Source organism: Pseudoalteromonas sp. McH1-7 (assembly GCF_013366255.1).
Classification (GTDB): domain Bacteria; phylum Pseudomonadota; class Gammaproteobacteria; order Enterobacterales; family Alteromonadaceae; genus Pseudoalteromonas; species Pseudoalteromonas peptidolytica.
The window spans coordinates 1-19170 of sequence record NZ_JABWPQ010000036.1 but is presented as its reverse complement, the minus strand read 5'-3'; the positions used below and the strand labels follow the sequence as shown (position 1 = coordinate 19170).

Here is a 19170-nt window from a genome sequence, read left to right as displayed (position 1 = left end):
TGGGATTATGGTGATAGGAATACTTGTAAAGTATCGCCAATATTCAGCGTGTCGGATGACAGCTGGTTCCAATGCTTGAGCTTGGCAACGCTCACATTAAATTGTTTTGCAATGCGCCATAAACTATCACCGCGTTTAACACGATAGTCCAGCTGTTTGTCAGCTAAGATAGGTAAAATCAGCGTTTTGCCAGCACGGATCCGGTCGCTTTTTAATTGATTGAAAACCTTTAACTCAGCCACCGTGACTGAGTAGCGTTTTGCGATGCTACTGAGGGAGTCACCACGACGAATGGTGTACTGCTGCCAAGTATCAGCTGGCACTTTTGGTAAACTGGCGAGCATGTTTTGCCACTCCGACACCCGTGCTGTTGGGATGACTATATGCTCAGGGCCTGCAAGCAATGCAGGAAAACGCGCATATCCTGGGTTTAGTATCTCTACTTCTTTCCAGCCTTTGAGGTCTGATAAAACCGCCTGCTGCTCAAGTTTGATAACGCTGATTAACGAACGGTTGGGGATCTTAGGAAACTTCATCAAGTCATGCTTTAGCAACTGTGAGGCTGCAAGTAATTTGGGTACGTAGTGTCTGGTTTGGCGCGGGAGCTTCAAATGAAAAAAGTCAGTTGGTTTACCTGCTTTTTTATTACGTTCAATGGCTGCGAGCACTCGGCCTTCACCGGTATTATAAGCGGCAATAGCATGATACCAATCACCATCAAAACGCTTGTGTAGGTACTGCAAAAAGTCCAATGCAACCCGGGTCGAATCGACAATATCTTGGCGACCATCATACCAAGCATTGATCTTGGCACCATAATGCTTGGCAATCAGGGGGGTGAGTTGCCACAACCCCGAGGCATGTTTATGGGAGTAGGCTTGGGTGTTAAAATCGCTCTCGATTAATGGCATCAAGGCAAGCTCTATGGGCAGACCGCGTTTTTCCACTTCTTCAACTAAATAATACAATAAAGGCGCTGCACGTTCGCTGATGGTATCCATATAGTTTGGGTGCTTGAGATACCAGTCAATTCGCTGCGTTACGCGTTTGTCGTTGGAATCAGCAAAGCTGAGCTGGTGTTTAATTCGAAGCCATAAGTCATCCGTTTTGAGCGGATCATATGGTGTGTTATCTGTGGCCTTTACTTCCTTTTTCACAACATTTTTTGGCTTTTCAACGCTTGCTTTTGCAGCGTTATCTGGCCTTGATTCATGCTGCTGAGGGTGTTGTATTTGACTACAGCCATTTAGCAGTAAAATCCCAACGAGTAGTGGAGTGATAAGGTTTTTCATAGCGCCTTTTTATTATCCTTTTATTATGCAGTCCATGTAGAGAGCCTGAACCACATAAGATTGTATATAAGTTCGGTGCAAATGCAAAAATAGACACCTTACTTGCTGCGGCTGTGTAGTGTAGAGCGATGAAATGGATACAAAATGAACTTTAGCGTTACAGTATTTAGCATTGAGCAATAATATTGACGCAATCAACTTTAGTAGCGTGATGATTGCGTATTGTTCACTTATTCAAGACGTAGCTGTTGCTTAAATTGGGCTTTATAGGTTCGCGAAAGCGTTAAGACTTTCCCACTTTGCAATGTGATTTCGCTGTCACCGCTGGCGAGTGGCGTAATACTCACTACTTGAGAGACATTAATAGCAAAAGAGCGATGGATGCGAATAAAGCCTACTGGGTCTAAGCGCTGACATAATGCACAAAGCGTTGAGCGTAGCGGATAAATGCGACCATTTACGTGTAGATTGACGTAATTTCCAGACGATTGTAACCACTCAACCTCTTCAACTTTAACGATAAACTCTTTACCAAGTTTACGTACCAACAAATGATGAATTGGTTTTTGGAGTGCTTCATCGTCATCACTTTGCTGCTTTATCGGTGATGCTTCGCCGAGCATATGAGAGACACTAAATTGATAAGCTTTTATGAGTGCGATAAAGAACACAAAACTCCAAGCATCTTTTTGATATTCATAGATAAGTTCAAACCAAGAAAGGTGGAAGTTGTAATCTAGTTGCAAGCTAAAATAAATCGTTTCGCGTAATAACACCATGATGCCAACATGGCCACAACAAAATAACAGTGAGGCAATAAAAAAGCTAAAAGCGACGTTAACAGGTTTATGCCACTGCCAAGGAAACGCGTTTAAATACCAAGATATGGCAGGAATTAAGGTTAGACTGGCAGCTGCACTGGTATATTCCCACACAAATGGTTCCCACAGCGCAAAATCGAGCATTGCATCTCGTTTGGCATCCATGATCTGAGTAATGGCGTTTAAGGTGTTATTAATCGCCAGAAAGAGGGCGAGAAGCACGATAGCCATCAACGGATGATATTGCTGAATAAAGGTACGTGAAAACATCATGGTTTAATTTTTTCTTTTACTCTAGCAACTGGACGCAAAGCGGTCACTTATTTTATCCCACTATTCCACGGCTTATCCCTAGTTATTGTTATATAAGCAAATGTTTGCTTTTTTATATACCGTTTTGGCGCATCCTGGAGATAAATTTACTTCTAAAAAGAAAGCAAGATGGAGCATTTAAACAGGCGAGTAGAGCTGGACTGGCTACGTGTTATTGCATTTACGATACTCATTTTTTATCACACCGCCATGTTATACATACCTAATTGGGGTTTTCACTACAAGAGTGCTTATTCATCGGTGTGGCTAGAATATTTAATGTTACTGATCTCGCCATGGCGAATGTTGCTGATCTGGTTTATCTCTGGTGTTGCGCTTAGATACATTTTTGATAAACAAGGGGCTGGTAACACGGTACTCTTTCGCACGCCTTTGTTATTACTGCCACTGTTATTCGGTATATGGGTCGTTGTTCCTGTGCAACTTTTCGCTGAAATGCAGCAAAATGCTGGATTAACATTTGGATATGTCGACTTCTACAAACACTTTATTGAGCTAGACAGCCCTTTGTTTAGTCAATATCAACGCGGTATTTGGCCTCATGTAGACGTTAACCATCTTTGGTATTTGCGAGCGCTATGGTGCTTTACTGTGCTTCTTGCTGTGCTGCATATTGTTTTGACCTCAAAGCTTCACGTAATGTTTCTGCATTTGAGAGCGTTACGTTGGTCAACTTACGCGTTGAGCATACTGGGCGGTGCAAGTTTACTTTGGGCTCAGTTAGCACTGGCGGGAGATAGCCAAAGAGAATTTCAAGGGTTTGTGTTTTTGCTTGCCGGTTACCTGCTTGCCAAACGGCAACATTTTTGGGCTTGGCTGACTTGCCACAGTAAAATGTTGATATGGATTTTTACACTTAATGCGATGATTATACTGCTTTTATATCACTTTTACTGGTTGCAAGACTCGCTAACTCCTTTCATTGTTTGGTGTGGTAGCATTATTTTGGTTTTACAGCGCGTGTGTGCTGTTTTGTTGGTATTAGCATTGGCAGCGCGTTATCTTACCCGTTCTCATCCACTGCTTACGAGACTCAATAAAGCGGTGTTTCCTATTTATCTCTGGCATCAAAGTGTGATCATTGTCTTAGCGCTTTGGCTTAGCCGGTATCAGCTAGGTGGTTTGTTAGAGAGCTTGGTCGTGATCATAGGAACTCTGTTATTTTCGGGGTTGTTGTTTTGGCTGGTACCAAAGTTGGGTTCCTTTGCAGTGGTGATGGGGTATCGTGCTAATTCGCTAACAAGCAATAAGTTCATTTGGGGACTGGGCTGTTTGTTATTGCTACCACTTATCTTACGGATTATTTAATCTGAAGTTTGAATAAGTAGCAGCTTTGATAATGTCATTTAGCCTCGTGGTTTTGGCAAATCAATGACAGTCGGTAGGCGCTATGAGTACTTGCCTAGCCATCTGGTTCTTAAAGCGCGGTAGGCTGAGTATTGCCTGCTATGCTTTTCCTTTCTTTAATCTTGTTCAAATTACGCTTAAGCGCGAAGCTGAGTCCTGCGTATTAACCAAACACGCAGCGAAAACAGGCTCCTTGCTTACGTTGTATGTATACTAATTCGCCACCATGGTTGAGCATGATTTGTCGCGATAAGCTTAACCCGATCCCCGACCCTTGCTGCTTAGTGGTAAAAAATGGTACGAAAATCATATCTACGACATGCTCTGCGATACCTGGGCCGTTGTCGCTGATTTCAATGTAATGCTGACCTGTGCCATTGACGCCAGTTTTTAGCACAATAAATGGGGGTTGTTGAGGTGACTGGGCTGATTGATGATGCAATGCCTCCATCGCATTTTTAAGTAAGTTGATAAGTACTTGCTCTATTTGTGCTGGGTCCAGCATCACTAACTGATCATGGTGAACATCTAGTTTTATGCTAAGGCCTGCGGCGTCACAGCTGGGTTGATGTAGTTGATAAATCCCTTTCACCAAAGTTGCGAGTTGGCAAGGTTGTAATTCGGGGCTTGGTAGGCTGCTGACTTTTCTAAAGCGGGCGATGAATTCACCGAGGTACTCTGTCCGTTTTGCAAGAGTACGAAGCGCGAGTGCAAGATCCTGTTTATCTTCTTTGTCGTCAAAACTTAAGGATTCAGGCAATAAGCTTTCACAGGTTTGCGCAATGGAGGCTAATGGAGTAATAGAATTGGCTACTTCGTGGGTGAGCACTTTAGTCAGGCGCTTGTATGCTTGTTGCTCTTTATTTTGCAGTGCGTCTTTAATGGATTGTAGCGTTACTATTTTACGGATCTGGCCTTGGATCTGCGCTGATGTTATTTGTATAGACAAGTTGTCTTGTTGCTCACCATACTGCCAATTCGCGATTGTTTTTAAGCGGTTATCACATTCATGGATCAGTGGTGCTATATGCGCTAAGTCCTCAATATGATTAATGGTTTTTCCGAGCAAGCGAGGTGCTGCTGGGTTGGACTCAATGACATTCCCTTTGTTGTCAAAAACCAGCACCGCTAAGTCAATATGAACTAATAGCGTTTGTAAGAAATGTGCTTGCTGCTGGGCAATAAAGTGCGCGCTTTGGATCCTATCTTTTATTTCTTCCAAGAGTGTTCGCATGGGATGATGTTGACTTAAACCTAGGGAGCTATCACCGTTAGCAAGAGACTTAAGTACAAAGCGCATATGCTTGTTTTGCTTATTAAATTGATAATACAAAGACAGCACAAAGGCACCAGCAATTAGGGTAATGAGGAGCCATGTTGCTGAGAATCCTACTTGTATATACAAACAAAGTGAAGCACCGCTGCTCAGTAATAGCGCAAAAATAGTGAGCATGAAAATGACAGTTGGGTGCTGGGTTAAGCGAACCATATCGTGCAACCTACAAGTTATACTTATCTAATCGTCGATACATGGCACCGCGCGTTAAACCAAGTGCTTTTGCTGCACTTGATACGTTACCTTGATAGTGCTTTAACGCTGCCCGTACCGTGCGCTGTTCGATTTCCTCTAGGTTGAAGGTGTCAGTTATCTGGGTATCGTCTCTCCCTTTGGAGTCGGTTGAGGGCGACGGGCGCGCTGCGGTATTGATAACTGTGCTGATGTCCAAGTATTCACTTTCACTTAAGATCACCGCACGCTCTATCGCATGTGCCAACTCTCTTACGTTACCCGGCCATGGATATGCTTGTAGGCTTTGTATATCCATCGGGTTTACCTCAAGTTGTCTTTTATATTTTTGGCAAAAGTGGGCTAAGTAATAATCCACCAACAGCGGAATATCCTCAGCGCGCTCACGCAGGGGCGGGAGGCGGATCTCTATGGTGTTGATCCGATACAATAAATCTTGTCTAAATCGACCTTCGTCAACGGCTTGTTGAAGGTTATCATTGGTGGCACAGATAAGCCGTATATCTACAGAAATGGGCTTACTGCCTCCTACCGGCGTCACTTGTCGATTTTGTAACGCTGCCAACAATGTCGCTTGTTGGGCAAGGGGGAGATTACCCAGCTCATCTAAAAATAAACTGCCTTGATGTGCCAACTCGAAACGACCAACCTTATCACTTTTGGCATCGGTAAATGCGCCTTTTTTATGCCCAAATAGCTCACTTTCGAACAAACTCTCGGAGACTGAGCCCATATCAAGACTAATAAAGGCATTGTGATGACGCATACTCGCCTGATGAATTGCATGTGCGGCAAGCTCTTTACCAGTACCACTTTCACCAGTTATCAAAATATTAGCGTCAGTTTGCGCAGCGCGCTCAATAGTGCGAAACACCGCTTGCATCGCCGGACTTTGACCTAAAAAGGAAAATTGATGACCTCCAGATTGATTGAGCGCTTGGTTCAGCCCTTGGGTCTGGCGAGTTAATTTACCTACTTGTTGTTTATCTTTGGCGTGCGCGAAGGCAGCCGCAACAGCACCAAGAAGCTGATCGTTTTGCCATGGTTTAGCGATAAAATCAGCGGCACCGGCTTTAATAGCATCAACGGCAAGTTGTATATCGCCGTAGGCAGTCATTAGCAGCACTACAATGCTTGGGTCTTGTGCGACGATTTTCTGTAACCAGTAAAACCCTTCTTTGCCACTGATTGCGTCTTGACTAAAGTTCATATCCAGTAAGATCACGTCTATTTGTTGCGCGTTGATTTGCGCTTCAATATCAAACGGATTATCTGTTGTGAGGACTTGTTGATAGTGCTTCTTCAGCAACAGTTTTGCTGCAATGAGAATATCGGTGTTGTCATCAACGATTAATACGGTGCCTTCCTGCTTCATATCCTGAGTGCTTTGTTTTTCTTTTAGCGTACCGCATTCGCTCAAGTGGCGTCCACGAAAAGTGTTCATTTATGGACAGGCTAAGCAATTTAAAGTGTTCTATTTTCGGACACTCTTGGTCTGGGGATATTCTTTTTTCTCTATTAAGTTATTGTTATTTAAATTAATTATCACTTTGGCACAGAGCTTGATAACAGTTACAGATATAACAAGAAATAAGCTAACCGACATAGAACAAGAGGTGTGATTATGGATAAGAAAATTGAACGTTCAGGATTACAAAAACATCTAAAAAAAGTGATTGCAGGGGGCGTGCTATTAGGCGTTGCTGCGGCTGCATTTGCCTTTACCAACACCGCTTCTTCCGGTCGTAGTCAAAACTTATCGCTCAGTAGCGTCACGGTCGCTACCGTCAGCAAAGGTGCATTTATTGATGCCCTCAGTTTGCGTGGTCAAGTTGTACCAAAGACAACGGTTTATCTCGATACCATTGCAGGTGGTCAAGTTGAAGAACGTTTAGTCGAGCAGGGCGAATATGTGGAAGCCGGTCAGCCGTTAGTAAGACTGAGCAATACCAGCTTGCAGCTAGATGTCATGAGCCGAGAAGCGCAGGTAACTGAACAGCTTAACTTCCTAAGAAACACCCAAATGACGATGGAAACCAGTCGCCTTAATTTACGCCGTGACTTGCTGGAAATTGACTTACAAATTAGCCATTTAGAACGTCGTTATAAACAGTCAAAGCCGCTTGTTGAAAAGGGCGTGTTGGCAACCGATAGGCTCTCTGAAATTGAAGATGATCTCACCTACTACAAAGCGCGCAAAGAGTTAACATTAGAGCGCCAAGCACAAGAGAATTCAATTCGTCAGGTACAAGTGGAGCAATTAGAAGACAGTGCTGACATGCTGCAAAAAAACCTACAGTTTGCGCGTAAGAATCTTGAGAATTTGCTGATTAAAGCCCCTGTTTCTGGATACCTGAGCGAGCTAGATGTTGAAATTGGTGAGTCCAAAGGCAAAGGGGCGCGTTTAGGTCAAATTGATATTCCAAATGAATACAAGCTGGTTGTCCGCCTCGATGAGTTTTACTTAAATCAAGTACAACCTGAGATGGCAGTCAATGTGATGTTAGACAGTGGCTCGGTTCACGCCAAGGTCAGCAAAATTGATAGCCGAGTGTCGCAGTCACAGTTTCAAATCGAGGTCGCTTTACCGAGTGGCCAAAGTGATATTAAACGCGGGCAAAGTATAGACATTGAACTTATGCTCGGCGGCAATAAAGAAAATGCGGTACTGCTGAAGCGCGGTGCATTTTTTACCAGCTCAGGCGGTAATTGGGTGTATGTCTTGTCTCATGATGGCAAAACTGCACAGCGTCGTGACATTCGCCTAGGCAAAAAGAATCAAGATTATTACGAAGTGTTAGACGGCCTCACACCTGGTGAGCAAGTGATCACCTCAAGCTATAGCAACTTCGACAAAGCGCAACAACTACATTTCTAAGGATATAACAATGATAAAACTAACTAATCTAAACCGTGTATTTCGTACTCAAGACATTGAAACAACTGCGCTGAACAATATCAATTTAGTGGTTAATGAAGGTGAGTTTGTCGCTATCATGGGCCCATCTGGCTGCGGTAAATCAACATTGCTGTCTATCCTTGGTATGTTGGATTCTCCGACTTCGGGTCAGTTTGAATTTGCTGGTACTGATATTGCCGGTTATAGCGAAAAGCAGCTTTCACAACTGCGCAAAGCATCCATAGGGTTTGTTTTTCAAAGCTTTAACTTAATTGATGAGCTGACGGTATTTGAAAATGTAGAGCTGCCGCTGCAATACCAAAACATCTCGAAAAAGGAACGTAAGCAGCGTGTAGAACAAATCTTGAAACGCGTTGCGATTGATCATCGTGCCGACCATTTACCACAGCAACTGTCTGGTGGTCAGCAGCAGCGTGTGGCCGTTGCAAGAGCACTGGTGATCAATCCAAAGCTTATCTTAGCGGATGAACCGACAGGTAACTTAGACTCAAAAAATGGTGAAGAAGTCATGGCGATGTTGCGCGAGTTAAATCGCGAAGGCACCACGGTGATCATGGTGACACACTCTGAAAAAGAAGGCGGTTATGCCGACCGGCTTGTGCGCTTACTTGATGGCCAAGTCATGCTAGACAAAGCGAATGCACAAGGGCAGCCCCCGAAAAGTGAGGTAGCATAATGATAGCGAACTATCTTGTTACAGCGCTGCGTGCTTTTAAGCAGCAAAAACAGCACTTTGTGCTGAATGTTTTAGGTTTGAGCGTAGGGTTAGCAGCGGCTATTTTAGTGGCTTTGTTTGCAAAAAATGAGCTTTCTTATGATAGCCAGCAGCCAAATGCGGATCGTGTCTATCGGATCAGCCAAGATTTTTCTGAATTAGGGTTGGCTGTTGTGCCTATTTTTAATTATTCCAATGCAAAACTAGCGCTTGAGTATAGCCAAGTTGAAGACGTGTTTGGTTTGACCATGGTAGAGCTTACCCGTGAGGCGATGGTGGATGTTCGAGTGGGAGAGCAGGGGTACAAGCTAAATGCGCTTTACGGTGCGACGCCAAATATTGAAAGCTTTATTGATATAAGCACATTATCAGGAGACTTGAAAAATGCTTTGAGTACGCCAAACAGCATTGCGTTGAGCGAATCTGAAGCGCTAAGAATATTTGGTAGTGTTGGTATCATTGGTAACACCTTACAACATCAAAGTGGTCAATACACGGTACGAGCTGTATTTGCAGATCTCCCTGATAACACCCACTTTGCATTTAAAAACCTTGTTCACGTAAAGCATGACCCCACTAAGCTTGGCATGAATAGTAGCTATGTGTATGTGCGTCTTGCACCCAATACCGATGTTGCTGCATTGGAAAAGACCCTCTCAGAGCGCTACTACTATGAAGAGATGGCGGGCAAAATCTCGATTAACCTACATCCGCTATTTGCACTGCACTTAACGGCTAAGTCACCGTTTGAAATGAAAGCCGGTGGTGCGAAGCAGGTGGTCATGATTTGTGTGGGGTTAAGTGTGCTGTTGATTTTGATTGCAAGCTTTAACTTTATCAATATGACCGTAGCCCAATCCGCAAAACGAGCTAAAGAAGTAGGGGTACGCAAGGCGCTGGGTGCGAGTAAAACGCAGTTAGTGATCCAGTTTTTATCTGAGTCGGTACTTGTTGCACTCTTCTCAACCATACTGGCCTGTGTGTTGGTAGAGCTATTATTACCGAGTTTTAATGGCTTGGTCGACCGTGCTTTGTTTATTGATTATATTTCACCTTTTGGTGGTGCGATTTTTGTGGTAGCGATGAGTGTTGGGATTTTAGCTGGTCTATACCCTGCATTTTTTATGTCGTCATTTAGTGCCAAGCGAGTACTGAGTGGCGATCTTCAGCGTGGTAATACTGCTATTTTTGTACGTAAGAGCTTACTTACTCTGCAAGCCTCTCTATCTATCGGTTTGATCATTGCATCAGCAACGTTATTGCAACAGCTTGCGCATTTACAAAGCTTACCTTTGGGCTATCAAACAAAGCAGCGTTTAGTCATCTCGGAACTGCCTGTTGAGGACGTATTCACCAAGCAACCAAGCTCATTGGTAAATCGCATTACTGCCATCGAAGGAGTCGAATTAGCAACGATACTGGATACCCGTCTGACCGTATCAATTAATAACACGCTACAGCCAACGTGGCCTAATGGAGAAGCGTCCCAAAGTTTAACCCCTGTGATTGGCTCAGGGTTCAATATTGTTAAAGGGTTGGGGTTAACGTTATTGGCAGGACGCGACTTTAGCCCTGAATATAGCAGTGATTGGGCGTATCGAGAAAATGGCGTCACGAAAGTCAGCACAATTATCAGTGAACAAGTGGCCAAGCAGGCGGGCTATCACAATGTCGCCGATATCATAGGCAAAACCATCAAAGATACGGGTCGCAGTGTGGATATGTTGGTTGTTGGTGTGGTTGAGGATGTCAAAGTTGGTAATACCAAAGATGCCAGCAGTAATATCATGTTTTTATGTGGATTTAGCTATTTATCATCAGTTTCAGAGCTGATTTTAACGATAAACCCGCACCGTTTGCCTGAAATTACCACCCAAGTCACGGCGGCGTTAGCAGACGTTGCTGATCTTTACGAACCAAAAATCAATCTGTTGGAAGATAACTACAAAGCAGTACTAAAAGCAGATGAACGAGTCTCACAAGTGGTGCTGATTTTTACCACTTTGGCTGTGTTTTTAACGTGTTTGGGCACATTTGGTTTGGCTTCTTTTGCAACGGTACGTCGACAAAAAGAAGTTGCGGTTCGTAAAGTGCTGGGAGCATCAAGAGTCAGTATCGTTAATATTCTAGCAAAAGAGTTTTTAATGCTAGTTGCGGTGAGTGTCGCTATTGCCTATCCGGTTACATATTGGTTAGTAGGAGATTGGCTTGCAAACTTTAATGACCGTATTACTCAAGACTTTTGGGTGTATGGCATTGCGGCATTCGCGGTCGCGGGGATCACCTGGCTAACGGTTGCGACGCTTGCATTTAAAGCCGCAAGTATGCGTCCGTCATTAATTTTACGTTATGAGTAAAAGGTGCTTAAGGGCTAAGGAAGAAAAATGATTATTGCCAATTTACACACTGCGTTGCGGGTTGCAAAAAAGCAAAAGTTACACTTTATACTCAATGTATTAGGGTTTTCTATAGGGGTGTCTGCTGCACTCCTCATTTTACTTTACACTTTGCATGAGCTTTCTTTTGATACATTTCAGCCTAATGCCGAGCGGGTGGTTCGTGCCGAGGCCGACTTTTCGTCGTTAGGGCTCGGTACTGTGCCAACAATTAACTATCCGCGCTTGCTAGAAGCCAAAGATCTCACACAGGTTGAAGATATATTTGCGTTATTTAAAGCAAAAAATCATGATCCTGCATTGGGGTACGTGAGCGCTGGCGAAAATCAGTTTCAGCTTAATAATCTCTATGTTGCTTCAAGTAATATCTTAGATTTTATCGATCTCAAAGTGCTTGATGGTAATATCGAGCTTGCCTTGAGTACGCCAGAACAGCTGGTACTGAGCCGCTCAGAAGCGATGCGCCTATTTGGCCGTGTTGACGTTGTTGGGCAGCGCTTACATTATCAATATGGTGTATATACGGTGGCAGCGGTTTTTGAAGATCTTCCCCTAAACACCCATTTTGCTTTTGATAGCCTGATCCACTCCAAAAAAACGAGTGAAAACTTGTATATGCACATGCACTATGTGTACTTGCGTCTTAATACGATGGTGGATATTGCCACTTTTGCAGACGAGATCACTGAATTGTTTGTGATGGAGGGAGAAAGGGGCATACTTTCTGTTAATTTAGCCCCACTTGCTGATCTACATTTATATCATGATGCCCTATCGGAGATGCGATCCGGCGGCAATCCACAAGCGATTATTGCCAGTATCATACTGAGTATCGCGCTTTTATGTGTAGCAGCTATCAATTTTATCAATCTCAGTATTGCGCAAAGTGGTAGCCGCATTAAAGAAGTGGGGATCAGAAAGTCTCTGGGCGCTTCTAGCGGCCAACTCTTTTGGCAGTTTCTTTGTGAGTATCTGCTAATTGCGATTGTCACTTGTATTATAGGTGCTGCGGTTATTGAGTTGAGCTTACCTTGGTTCAACTACCTTGTGGATAGAACGCTGCAATTTGCTTTTTTTAGCTGGCAAGGTGGTTTATTAATGCTGCTCTCTCTGAGCGTGAGCTTATTGGCTGGGATTTATCCTGCTTTGTATCTTTCTCGCTTGAGCCCTAAAGTAATGTTGCAAGGTGACACGTCTGCATCGGGAGGAGCTGTGTGGCTGCGTAAGGTTTTACTGGTGTCACAGTTTGTCATTGCAACAGCCCTGATTGTTGGTGCCATCACGTTGCCACAACAATTAAGCTTTTTGCAGACCTTGTCACCAGGATATGATGCTGAAAACCGCCTATATATCAGGGCGCTACCTAAAAACGAAGTGTTGTCAGGCCCTCATTCACCTTTGCTAGATGCAATTGAAAAGATTGCAGGAGTTAAACAAGTTGGCCCCCTAGATACGGACTTAACCCATGACATTCAATATAGTTTTAAACCCACCCTACCAAACGGCGAAGTATCTCCTGAGTCAATCGCGGGTATTGGAGTAGGATTTAATGCAGTATCGCAACTGGGTTTGACCTTGGTTGCAGGCAGAGATTTTACCCCTCAATTTGCCTCAGACTGGTATGTGCGCAAAGACGGAGAGGCGTCTGTTAGTGTTATTGTCACCGAGTCTGTGACAAAACTAGCGGGGTTTGACACGCCCGATCAGATGATTGGGCAGTCTATGCAGCGTGGCACGATGACCATGACAGTTGTCGGGGTGGTGAAAGAGCTACAAATAGGAAATGCAAAGCGAAACAAAACCATGGCTATGTTTTTGCCTGGCTACAGTTTAGTACCCACTGCTGCCATTGTGGTCGAAGTAGAAAAGTCGCAGCAACAGTATGTTACTCAGCAACTTACACAGTTGTTAGCATCAAGGCTGGGCATATATGAGCCTGAAATTGAAGATATTGGCGCTAACTTTAGTGCAAATTTTAATGAAGATAGCCGTTTCATTCATATTATTCAGGCATTTAGTTTATTGGTTCTGGGGTTGGCAATGCTCGGTGTTGTTGGGCTAACTTCATTTACTATGCTAAAGCGACAAAAAGAAGTCGCAGTACGTAAAGTGCTAGGCGCATCACGAATTAGTATTGCGAACTTGTTGGCGAAGGAGTTTTTGTTCTTGGTTGTGATTGGCATCTTGATTGCTTTTCCCTTGGCATACTGGCTGGTGGGAGACTGGTTAGCAAACTTTAACGATCGTATTGAGCAAGCGCTGTGGGTATACGGCGTTGCTGCAATCTCGGTGGCCTTGGTGACTTGGCTGACGGTTGCGATACTTATCGTAAAAACGACTAGGACGCGACCTGCCTCAATCCTACGATATGAATAACAAGTAGGCAAAAATGGATTGGCGCATCAAAGCGCCAATTCACGCTGTTCCAAACCTATTACGCCATCCCATGTCATGAAGGAAAAACGCCAAAGGTGAACCAAATTTGTCAGTGAGCCGTTTAATTAATAGCCAGTTAAACGAGGAGAGCACTATGCTAGCTGCGACACTGAAAGAAAAAATTGCCAACAACGAATTACATGCCATTGTATTAAGCTATGCCGATTCAAATCACTACTTAGCTGGTGGTCAGGATGCCGATGGTAACTTGCACATTTTAATGTACGCTGAGGGCAAACTAACGCCATTTAATTCGCTTCGAGAAGCAGAAACAAAGCTGGCGGAGTTAGGTGCAACACAGGCATATCTTAGGGTGGAATCAGCGTATGATGAAATTGGCCCTGAAGACTCTGCTGGAACGCATATTAGCAATATGGAGCTGCGCCACTTGACTCCAAGTGCGGCTCCGATGTAATCGACCTTGCTTAAATATCACAAGTTATCTTGCTGTTTACCTGAGCGTTTAGGGTAATGAAAAGGCTTAAGTGCTCATGGTTGAACACGTAAGCCTAAAAATGGTCGTTTGGCAGCTTTACTCAACCGACAGCGTGACGACTTTAGTTGCAACTGCGGCAGATTTTTCATCTACAACGCTGAGTTTTACTTGGTGGTCGCCAGATACCGCTGGAGTGAAACGCAGTGTTGCATCGTTTACAGCAGCGCCTTCAATCACTTTCCCTGACGGCTCGGTGACCGTCCAAAAATAAGTCAAGTGTTGTGTGTGACTGTCGGCGTCAATGACTGCTGAGGTGAGCTGCACCTCAGTGCCTACTTTCAGCATCCCTTGAGCGTCCAGTGCGGCAATGGTTGGTGCACCATTTTGAACTGCACGAACTTGGATAAACGCAGAAATATCAACATCGACCTTTCCATCAGAAACAGTGCAGTTCAGTACATAATTACCCACTTCATTAAAGGTAATTGACGCGCGATTGTCACTGCCGTTAATTACCGCAGTGCTGCTTTCTGGCTTGGCTGAAAATGACCATTGGTAAGTGAGTGGATCACCGTCTTTATCTTCAGCTGAGATCTCAAATACTTTCGTTTGCCCTTCTAGTGCGACCGAAATTCTTGGGCTAATCGATACCGTGGGTTCATTATTTTCCGGAGTTGCTTTCACCATACCTGTGGCGGTGTCACTTAGCTCGCCGTTACTTACCTTCACAGAATAACGGTAATAACCTTCTCCATGAGGTGTAAAGGTTACCGTGTCGGTATTCTCATTGCTAACAGAATACGTTAACCCCGGCTCTCTTGGTTCAAATGTCCAAGCGTAAGTAAGCGGTCTACCACTTGCGTCTGTGCTACGTTTTGCGCTGAGCTCAATAGCCTCGTTGATTTTGGTTGACTCTGGCGCATCAACGAATACCAGCGGTGTGCGTGCTTCGCCATATTTTGCTGTTATTGTGTGGGTAGCTTCGCTCACACGGCCATACTCGTCTTTAAGACTAAAACGGATCTGATATTGCCCCGGTTTATCTAGTTGAGCAGAGGTAATAAAGCCACTTGGTGTTGCCATTTTTGCTTGGCTACCGCTTGGTTTGCTGTCAAAACTCCAAAGCGGTGTTACCGCGCGCGGATACTGACTACCCTCGCTTTTAAGCTCAACAAAGTTTACCGACCCTAATATGACCTCTGTTGGGGCGGAAATAACAGCTTTAAGCTCTGGCCTGTCGTCATACACTTCTATCTGTTTGGTGACGGTTTCTGAGTAGGTTTTGCCGTCATGCACTGTTAAGCTAATCGTGAATACGCCATAGTCTCTTCCTGCAAAAACGGCATATTCCCCTTCTGGGTTGATAAGGTGAAAGTCTAACGCATTGTTAGCGCTGCTCACTTGCCATTTATAAGAAAGGCGGTCGCCATCGGGATCTGAGCTGTCTTTCGCGCTTAGTGTGACTTGTTCACTTTTTACCGCGCGTTCTTTAAAAGGAGTAATTACCGCTGTTGGGGCGCGATTAGTGGGCTCAACAGGTTTATCGGTCACCTTGACTGACGCTTTAGCCGTTGACTCTTGTGAGTCAGACTTTATGGTCAGTTGAACTTCATAATTACCTGCTACATCGGCAACAAACTCGTTCAATAGACTGCTTTTGTCAGCTATTTGTGCCGTACTGTTTTGCGGCTTTGCTGTGATTGACCATGCCACAGTGGCGTTAGCAGAAACCACGCTGCTGGTTCCTATTAGCTTAACCGTAGAGCCGGTATAAACTGACTGAATTGGGCTTATCTTTGCCTCAAGCTGGGTGTTATCTGTGTTGGAGTTATTGTTGTCGGTTGAGTTATCCGTACCAGTATTATTATTGCTATCACTGCTGTTATTGTTGTTAGCGGTAGCGCTTGACCCCCCTGAACCGCCACATGCTGTTAATGTCGCGCCAAGGAATAAAGCTAATAATATTAATCGTTTGTTCATTTAAATGTCCCTTTATACAATCCAAGAGAAGAAAAATACACGGTTTTTTTTGTTTTATCTAGTTAAAATTTGTTCAGTGCAAAAATTAACTTGTTTACCTTAGAAAGTTTCGACTATAATTCATTTAAATTTCGAAACGAAACTTAACTGATGACAAAACGAAACACTCAACAGCGCAGACATACCATCCTTGCATGGGTAAATGAGTATGGTGAAGTCAGCGTAGAATCACTCGCGGCTGAGTTTGAAACATCAGAAGTTACGATTCGTAAGGATTTAACGGCACTAGAAAAAAGTGGCTTATTATTGCGCCGTTACGGCGGTGCTATTGCCCTCCCTAAAGAGATCACTGCATCGGGTAAAGACGAGCAAGATTCAGCTCGTAAAACAGTCATCGCTAAAGCCGCCGCAGCGCTTATTAAAGATCACAATCGCATTATTATTGATAGTGGCAGAACCACTGAAACCTTGATCCCAGAGCTTGCGCAAAAGCGTGGCTTAGTTGTCATGACGAATGCGATGAACATTGCCAACCGCTTGTTATCACTTGAAAATGAGCCAACTTTATTGATGACCGGCGGGACGTGGGATCCACATTCTGAATCATTTCAGGGGCAAGTTGCTGAACAAGTACTACAATCCTATGACTTTGATCAGCTTTTTATTGGTGCCGATGGCATTGATGTAGCGCGTGGCACTACGACCTTTAACGAGTTAATCGGGCTTAGCCGGGTAATGGCAAAATCTGCCCGTGAAGTCATTGTGATGGTCGAGTCTGACAAGATAGGCCGTAAAATTCCGAATTTAGAAATACCTTGGGCACAGATCACTACTTTGATCACCGACAACAACTTGGCAGATGACCTTCGCCAAGCGATCAAAGCACGTGGCATACAGCTTATCTGTGCTGAATTACACACAACGTGCAAATAAAATGGAGAGATTATGTGTGGAATCGTAGGCGCCGTTGCTGAGCGTCCAGTAAACAAAATTCTTATCGAAGGCCTAAAGCGCCTTGAGTATCGTGGTTATGACTCTGCGGGTGTTGCACTTTGCGAAGGCGGTGCGCTAAATAGCGTAAAAGCGGTAGGTAAAGTAGTAAACCTAGAGTCAGCCCTTGAAAACGCTGAAGTAAAAGGTACTACCGGTATCGCGCACACGCGCTGGGCAACTCACGGTGGCGTAACTGAGGCTAACGCGCATCCGCATATCTCTAACAGCGAAATCGCGCTGGTACACAACGGCATTATTGAAAATCACGAAGGCTTACGTAGTGCACTCAAAGAAGACGGCTATGAGTTCTTGTCTGACACTGACACCGAAGTAATGGTGCACCTGATCCATCAGCTTAGACAACAGCACACTACATTACTTGCTGCTGTGCAAGCCGCGGTAAAACAGCTTGAAGGTGCATACGGTACGGTATTATTTGATAAAGCCAATCAAGATGAAATCATTGTGGCACGCTCAGGCAGCCCACTGGTGATCGGCCTCGGTCTTGGCGAAAACTTTATCGCCTCTGATCAGCTTGCACTATTACCAGTTACCCGCAGCTTTATCTTCCTAGAAGAAGGCGATGTAGCACGCATTACTCGCGAAACGGTAGAAATCTTCGACATCAACGGCAATCCTGTAGAGCGCGAAGTGGTTGAGTCTAACATCACGCAAGATGCGTCGGGCAAAGGTGAATATCGCCACTACATGCTAAAAGAAATTTACGAGCAGCCAATGGCTGTACGTAATACACTTGAAGGCCGTTTAGACAACGATCGCGTTAGTATCGACGCATTTGGCGACAAAGCCAATGAAATTTTTAAAGATGTAAAACACGTACAGATCATCGCATGTGGTACGTCTTACCACTCAGGCATGGTGGCGCGCTACTGGCTAGAGCAATTTGCAGGCGTAAGCTGTAACGTTGAAATTGCCTCAGAGTTTCGCTACCGCGACTCATTCGTGCATGAAAACAGCCTATTGGTAACTATTTCACAATCGGGCGAAACTGCAGACACGCTTGCGGCACTGCGTCTTGCCAAAGAGCAAGGCTATATGGCGTCAATGACTATCTGTAACGTACCAGGCTCATCACTTGTACGTGAGTCAGATCTTGCTTTTATGACCAAAGCAGGCGCTGAAATTGGGGTGGCATCAACCAAAGCCTTTACGACTCAATTAGTTGGCTTATTGATGCTAACAGCATCGATCGCGCAGGAAAAAGGCCGTGATCAAAGTGCAATCGTCAACGCCATCAAAACCCTGCCAACCAAGCTTGAAGAAACCCTAACGATGGCCGATGGCATTGAGCTACTTGCAGAAGAGTTTGCCGACAAACATCACTCATTGTTTCTTGGTCGTGGTTCACAATACCCAATCGCAATGGAAGGTGCACTTAAGCTTAAAGAGATCTCCTACATCCACGCAGAAGCCTATGCAGCAGGCGAGTTAAAACACGGCCCGCTCGCACTTATCGACGCAGATATGCCTATCATCGTCGTTGCACCAAACAACGAGCTGCTTGAAAAGCTTAAATCAAACGTTGAAGAAGTACGCGCACGCGGCGGCATCATTTACGTCTTCGCAGACAAAGACTCAAACTTTGCCTCGGACGACACCATGCGAGTAATGAACGTCAACCACGTAGAAAACATCATCGCTCCAGTGGTTTACACCATCCCATTACAGCTACTTTCATACTATGTAGCCGTGATCAAAGGCACCGATGTTGACCAACCGAGAAACCTCGCCAAGAGTGTAACGGTAGAATAAGAAAAGGCGCGCAAGCGCCTTTTTTGTGGGTGAACAATAAAGATTCTAAGTATTAGAGTCTCATACTAGAATGGCAGCGATCACAGTCGATACGCTGCCATTCTTAAATCGAAAATGCCCCACAACAAGCTAGAAAACTTTGCTCAACGGGGTATCATCGGCTCTGACCGAATATTGCTTAGTCAGCATAAATTTGACGA

General features: G+C 44.4%; 13 protein-coding genes. 8 read left to right on the top strand and 5 right to left on the bottom strand.

The features are described from left to right. Positions 1 to 5: 5 nt before the first annotated feature. Complete coding sequence (locus HUZ36_RS20255) at positions 6 to 1292, bottom strand: LysM peptidoglycan-binding domain-containing protein (RefSeq protein ID WP_147389300.1); 1287 nt, start codon at positions 1290 to 1292, stop codon at positions 6 to 8. A gap of 230 nt (positions 1293 to 1522) precedes the next feature. Then, on the bottom strand, positions 1523 to 2386 hold the full coding sequence (locus HUZ36_RS20250) for a LytTR family DNA-binding domain-containing protein (protein WP_176033821.1): 864 nt from the start codon (positions 2384 to 2386) through the stop codon (positions 1523 to 1525). A gap of 168 nt (positions 2387 to 2554) precedes the next feature. Here HUZ36_RS20250 and HUZ36_RS20245 point away from each other — a divergent pair, with 168 nt between their 5' ends. Then, entirely contained in the window at positions 2555 to 3754 is a 1200-nt protein-coding gene (locus HUZ36_RS20245; RefSeq protein ID WP_176033820.1) for an acyltransferase family protein, read from the top strand. Positions 3755 to 3956: 202 nt separating this feature from the next. On the opposite strand, the gene HUZ36_RS20240 is transcribed toward HUZ36_RS20245, so the two are convergent. Next, on the bottom strand, positions 3957 to 5282 hold the full coding sequence (locus HUZ36_RS20240) for a sensor histidine kinase (protein WP_176033819.1): 1326 nt from the start codon (positions 5280 to 5282) through the stop codon (positions 3957 to 3959). 10 nt (positions 5283 to 5292) lie between these two features. Then, positions 5293 to 6696 carry a sigma-54-dependent transcriptional regulator gene (locus HUZ36_RS20235; RefSeq protein WP_176033834.1) on the bottom strand — a complete coding sequence of 468 codons (1404 nt, stop codon included), beginning with the start codon at positions 6694 to 6696 and terminating at the stop codon, positions 5293 to 5295. 249 nt (positions 6697 to 6945) lie between these two features. Here HUZ36_RS20235 and HUZ36_RS20230 point away from each other — a divergent pair, with 249 nt between their 5' ends. The 5 genes from HUZ36_RS20230 (at position 6946) to HUZ36_RS20210 (ending at position 14203) form a co-directional block, all read left to right on the top strand. Next, complete coding sequence (locus HUZ36_RS20230; RefSeq protein ID WP_176033818.1) at positions 6946 to 8199, top strand: efflux RND transporter periplasmic adaptor subunit; 1254 nt, start codon at positions 6946 to 6948, stop codon at positions 8197 to 8199. Between the two features lie 10 nt (positions 8200 to 8209). Next, positions 8210 to 8917, top strand: coding sequence for an ABC transporter ATP-binding protein (locus tag HUZ36_RS20225; RefSeq protein WP_176033817.1), 708 nt, complete (start codon positions 8210 to 8212; stop codon positions 8915 to 8917). Next, the gene (locus HUZ36_RS20220) at positions 8917 to 11313 is read left to right on the top strand and encodes an ABC transporter permease (RefSeq protein WP_176033816.1); all 2397 of its coding nucleotides are present in this window, start codon (positions 8917 to 8919) and stop codon (positions 11311 to 11313) included. The genes HUZ36_RS20225 and HUZ36_RS20220 overlap by 1 nt, the downstream gene beginning before the upstream one ends. Positions 11314 to 11340: 27 nt before the next feature. After that, positions 11341 to 13728 carry an ABC transporter permease gene (locus HUZ36_RS20215; RefSeq protein WP_176033815.1) on the top strand — a complete coding sequence of 796 codons (2388 nt, stop codon included), beginning with the start codon at positions 11341 to 11343 and terminating at the stop codon, positions 13726 to 13728. A gap of 154 nt (positions 13729 to 13882) precedes the next feature. Beyond that, a complete protein-coding gene (locus tag HUZ36_RS20210; RefSeq protein WP_125250786.1) occupies positions 13883 to 14203 on the top strand; it encodes a DUF6482 family protein in 321 nt (106 codons plus the stop codon). Between the two features lie 117 nt (positions 14204 to 14320). Here HUZ36_RS20210 and HUZ36_RS20205 read toward each other — a convergent pair whose 3' ends face one another. Next, complete coding sequence (locus HUZ36_RS20205) at positions 14321 to 16204, bottom strand: PKD domain-containing protein (RefSeq protein WP_176033814.1); 1884 nt, start codon at positions 16202 to 16204, stop codon at positions 14321 to 14323. A gap of 150 nt (positions 16205 to 16354) precedes the next feature. Here HUZ36_RS20205 and HUZ36_RS20200 point away from each other — a divergent pair, with 150 nt between their 5' ends. After that, positions 16355 to 17137 carry a DeoR/GlpR family DNA-binding transcription regulator gene (locus tag HUZ36_RS20200; protein ID WP_176033813.1) on the top strand — a complete coding sequence of 261 codons (783 nt, stop codon included), beginning with the start codon at positions 16355 to 16357 and terminating at the stop codon, positions 17135 to 17137. Between the two features lie 12 nt (positions 17138 to 17149). Beyond that, the gene (gene glmS / locus HUZ36_RS20195; RefSeq protein ID WP_125250783.1) at positions 17150 to 18970 is read left to right on the top strand and encodes a glutamine--fructose-6-phosphate transaminase (isomerizing); all 1821 of its coding nucleotides are present in this window, start codon (positions 17150 to 17152) and stop codon (positions 18968 to 18970) included. The last annotated feature ends 200 nt before the right edge of the window (positions 18971 to 19170 follow it).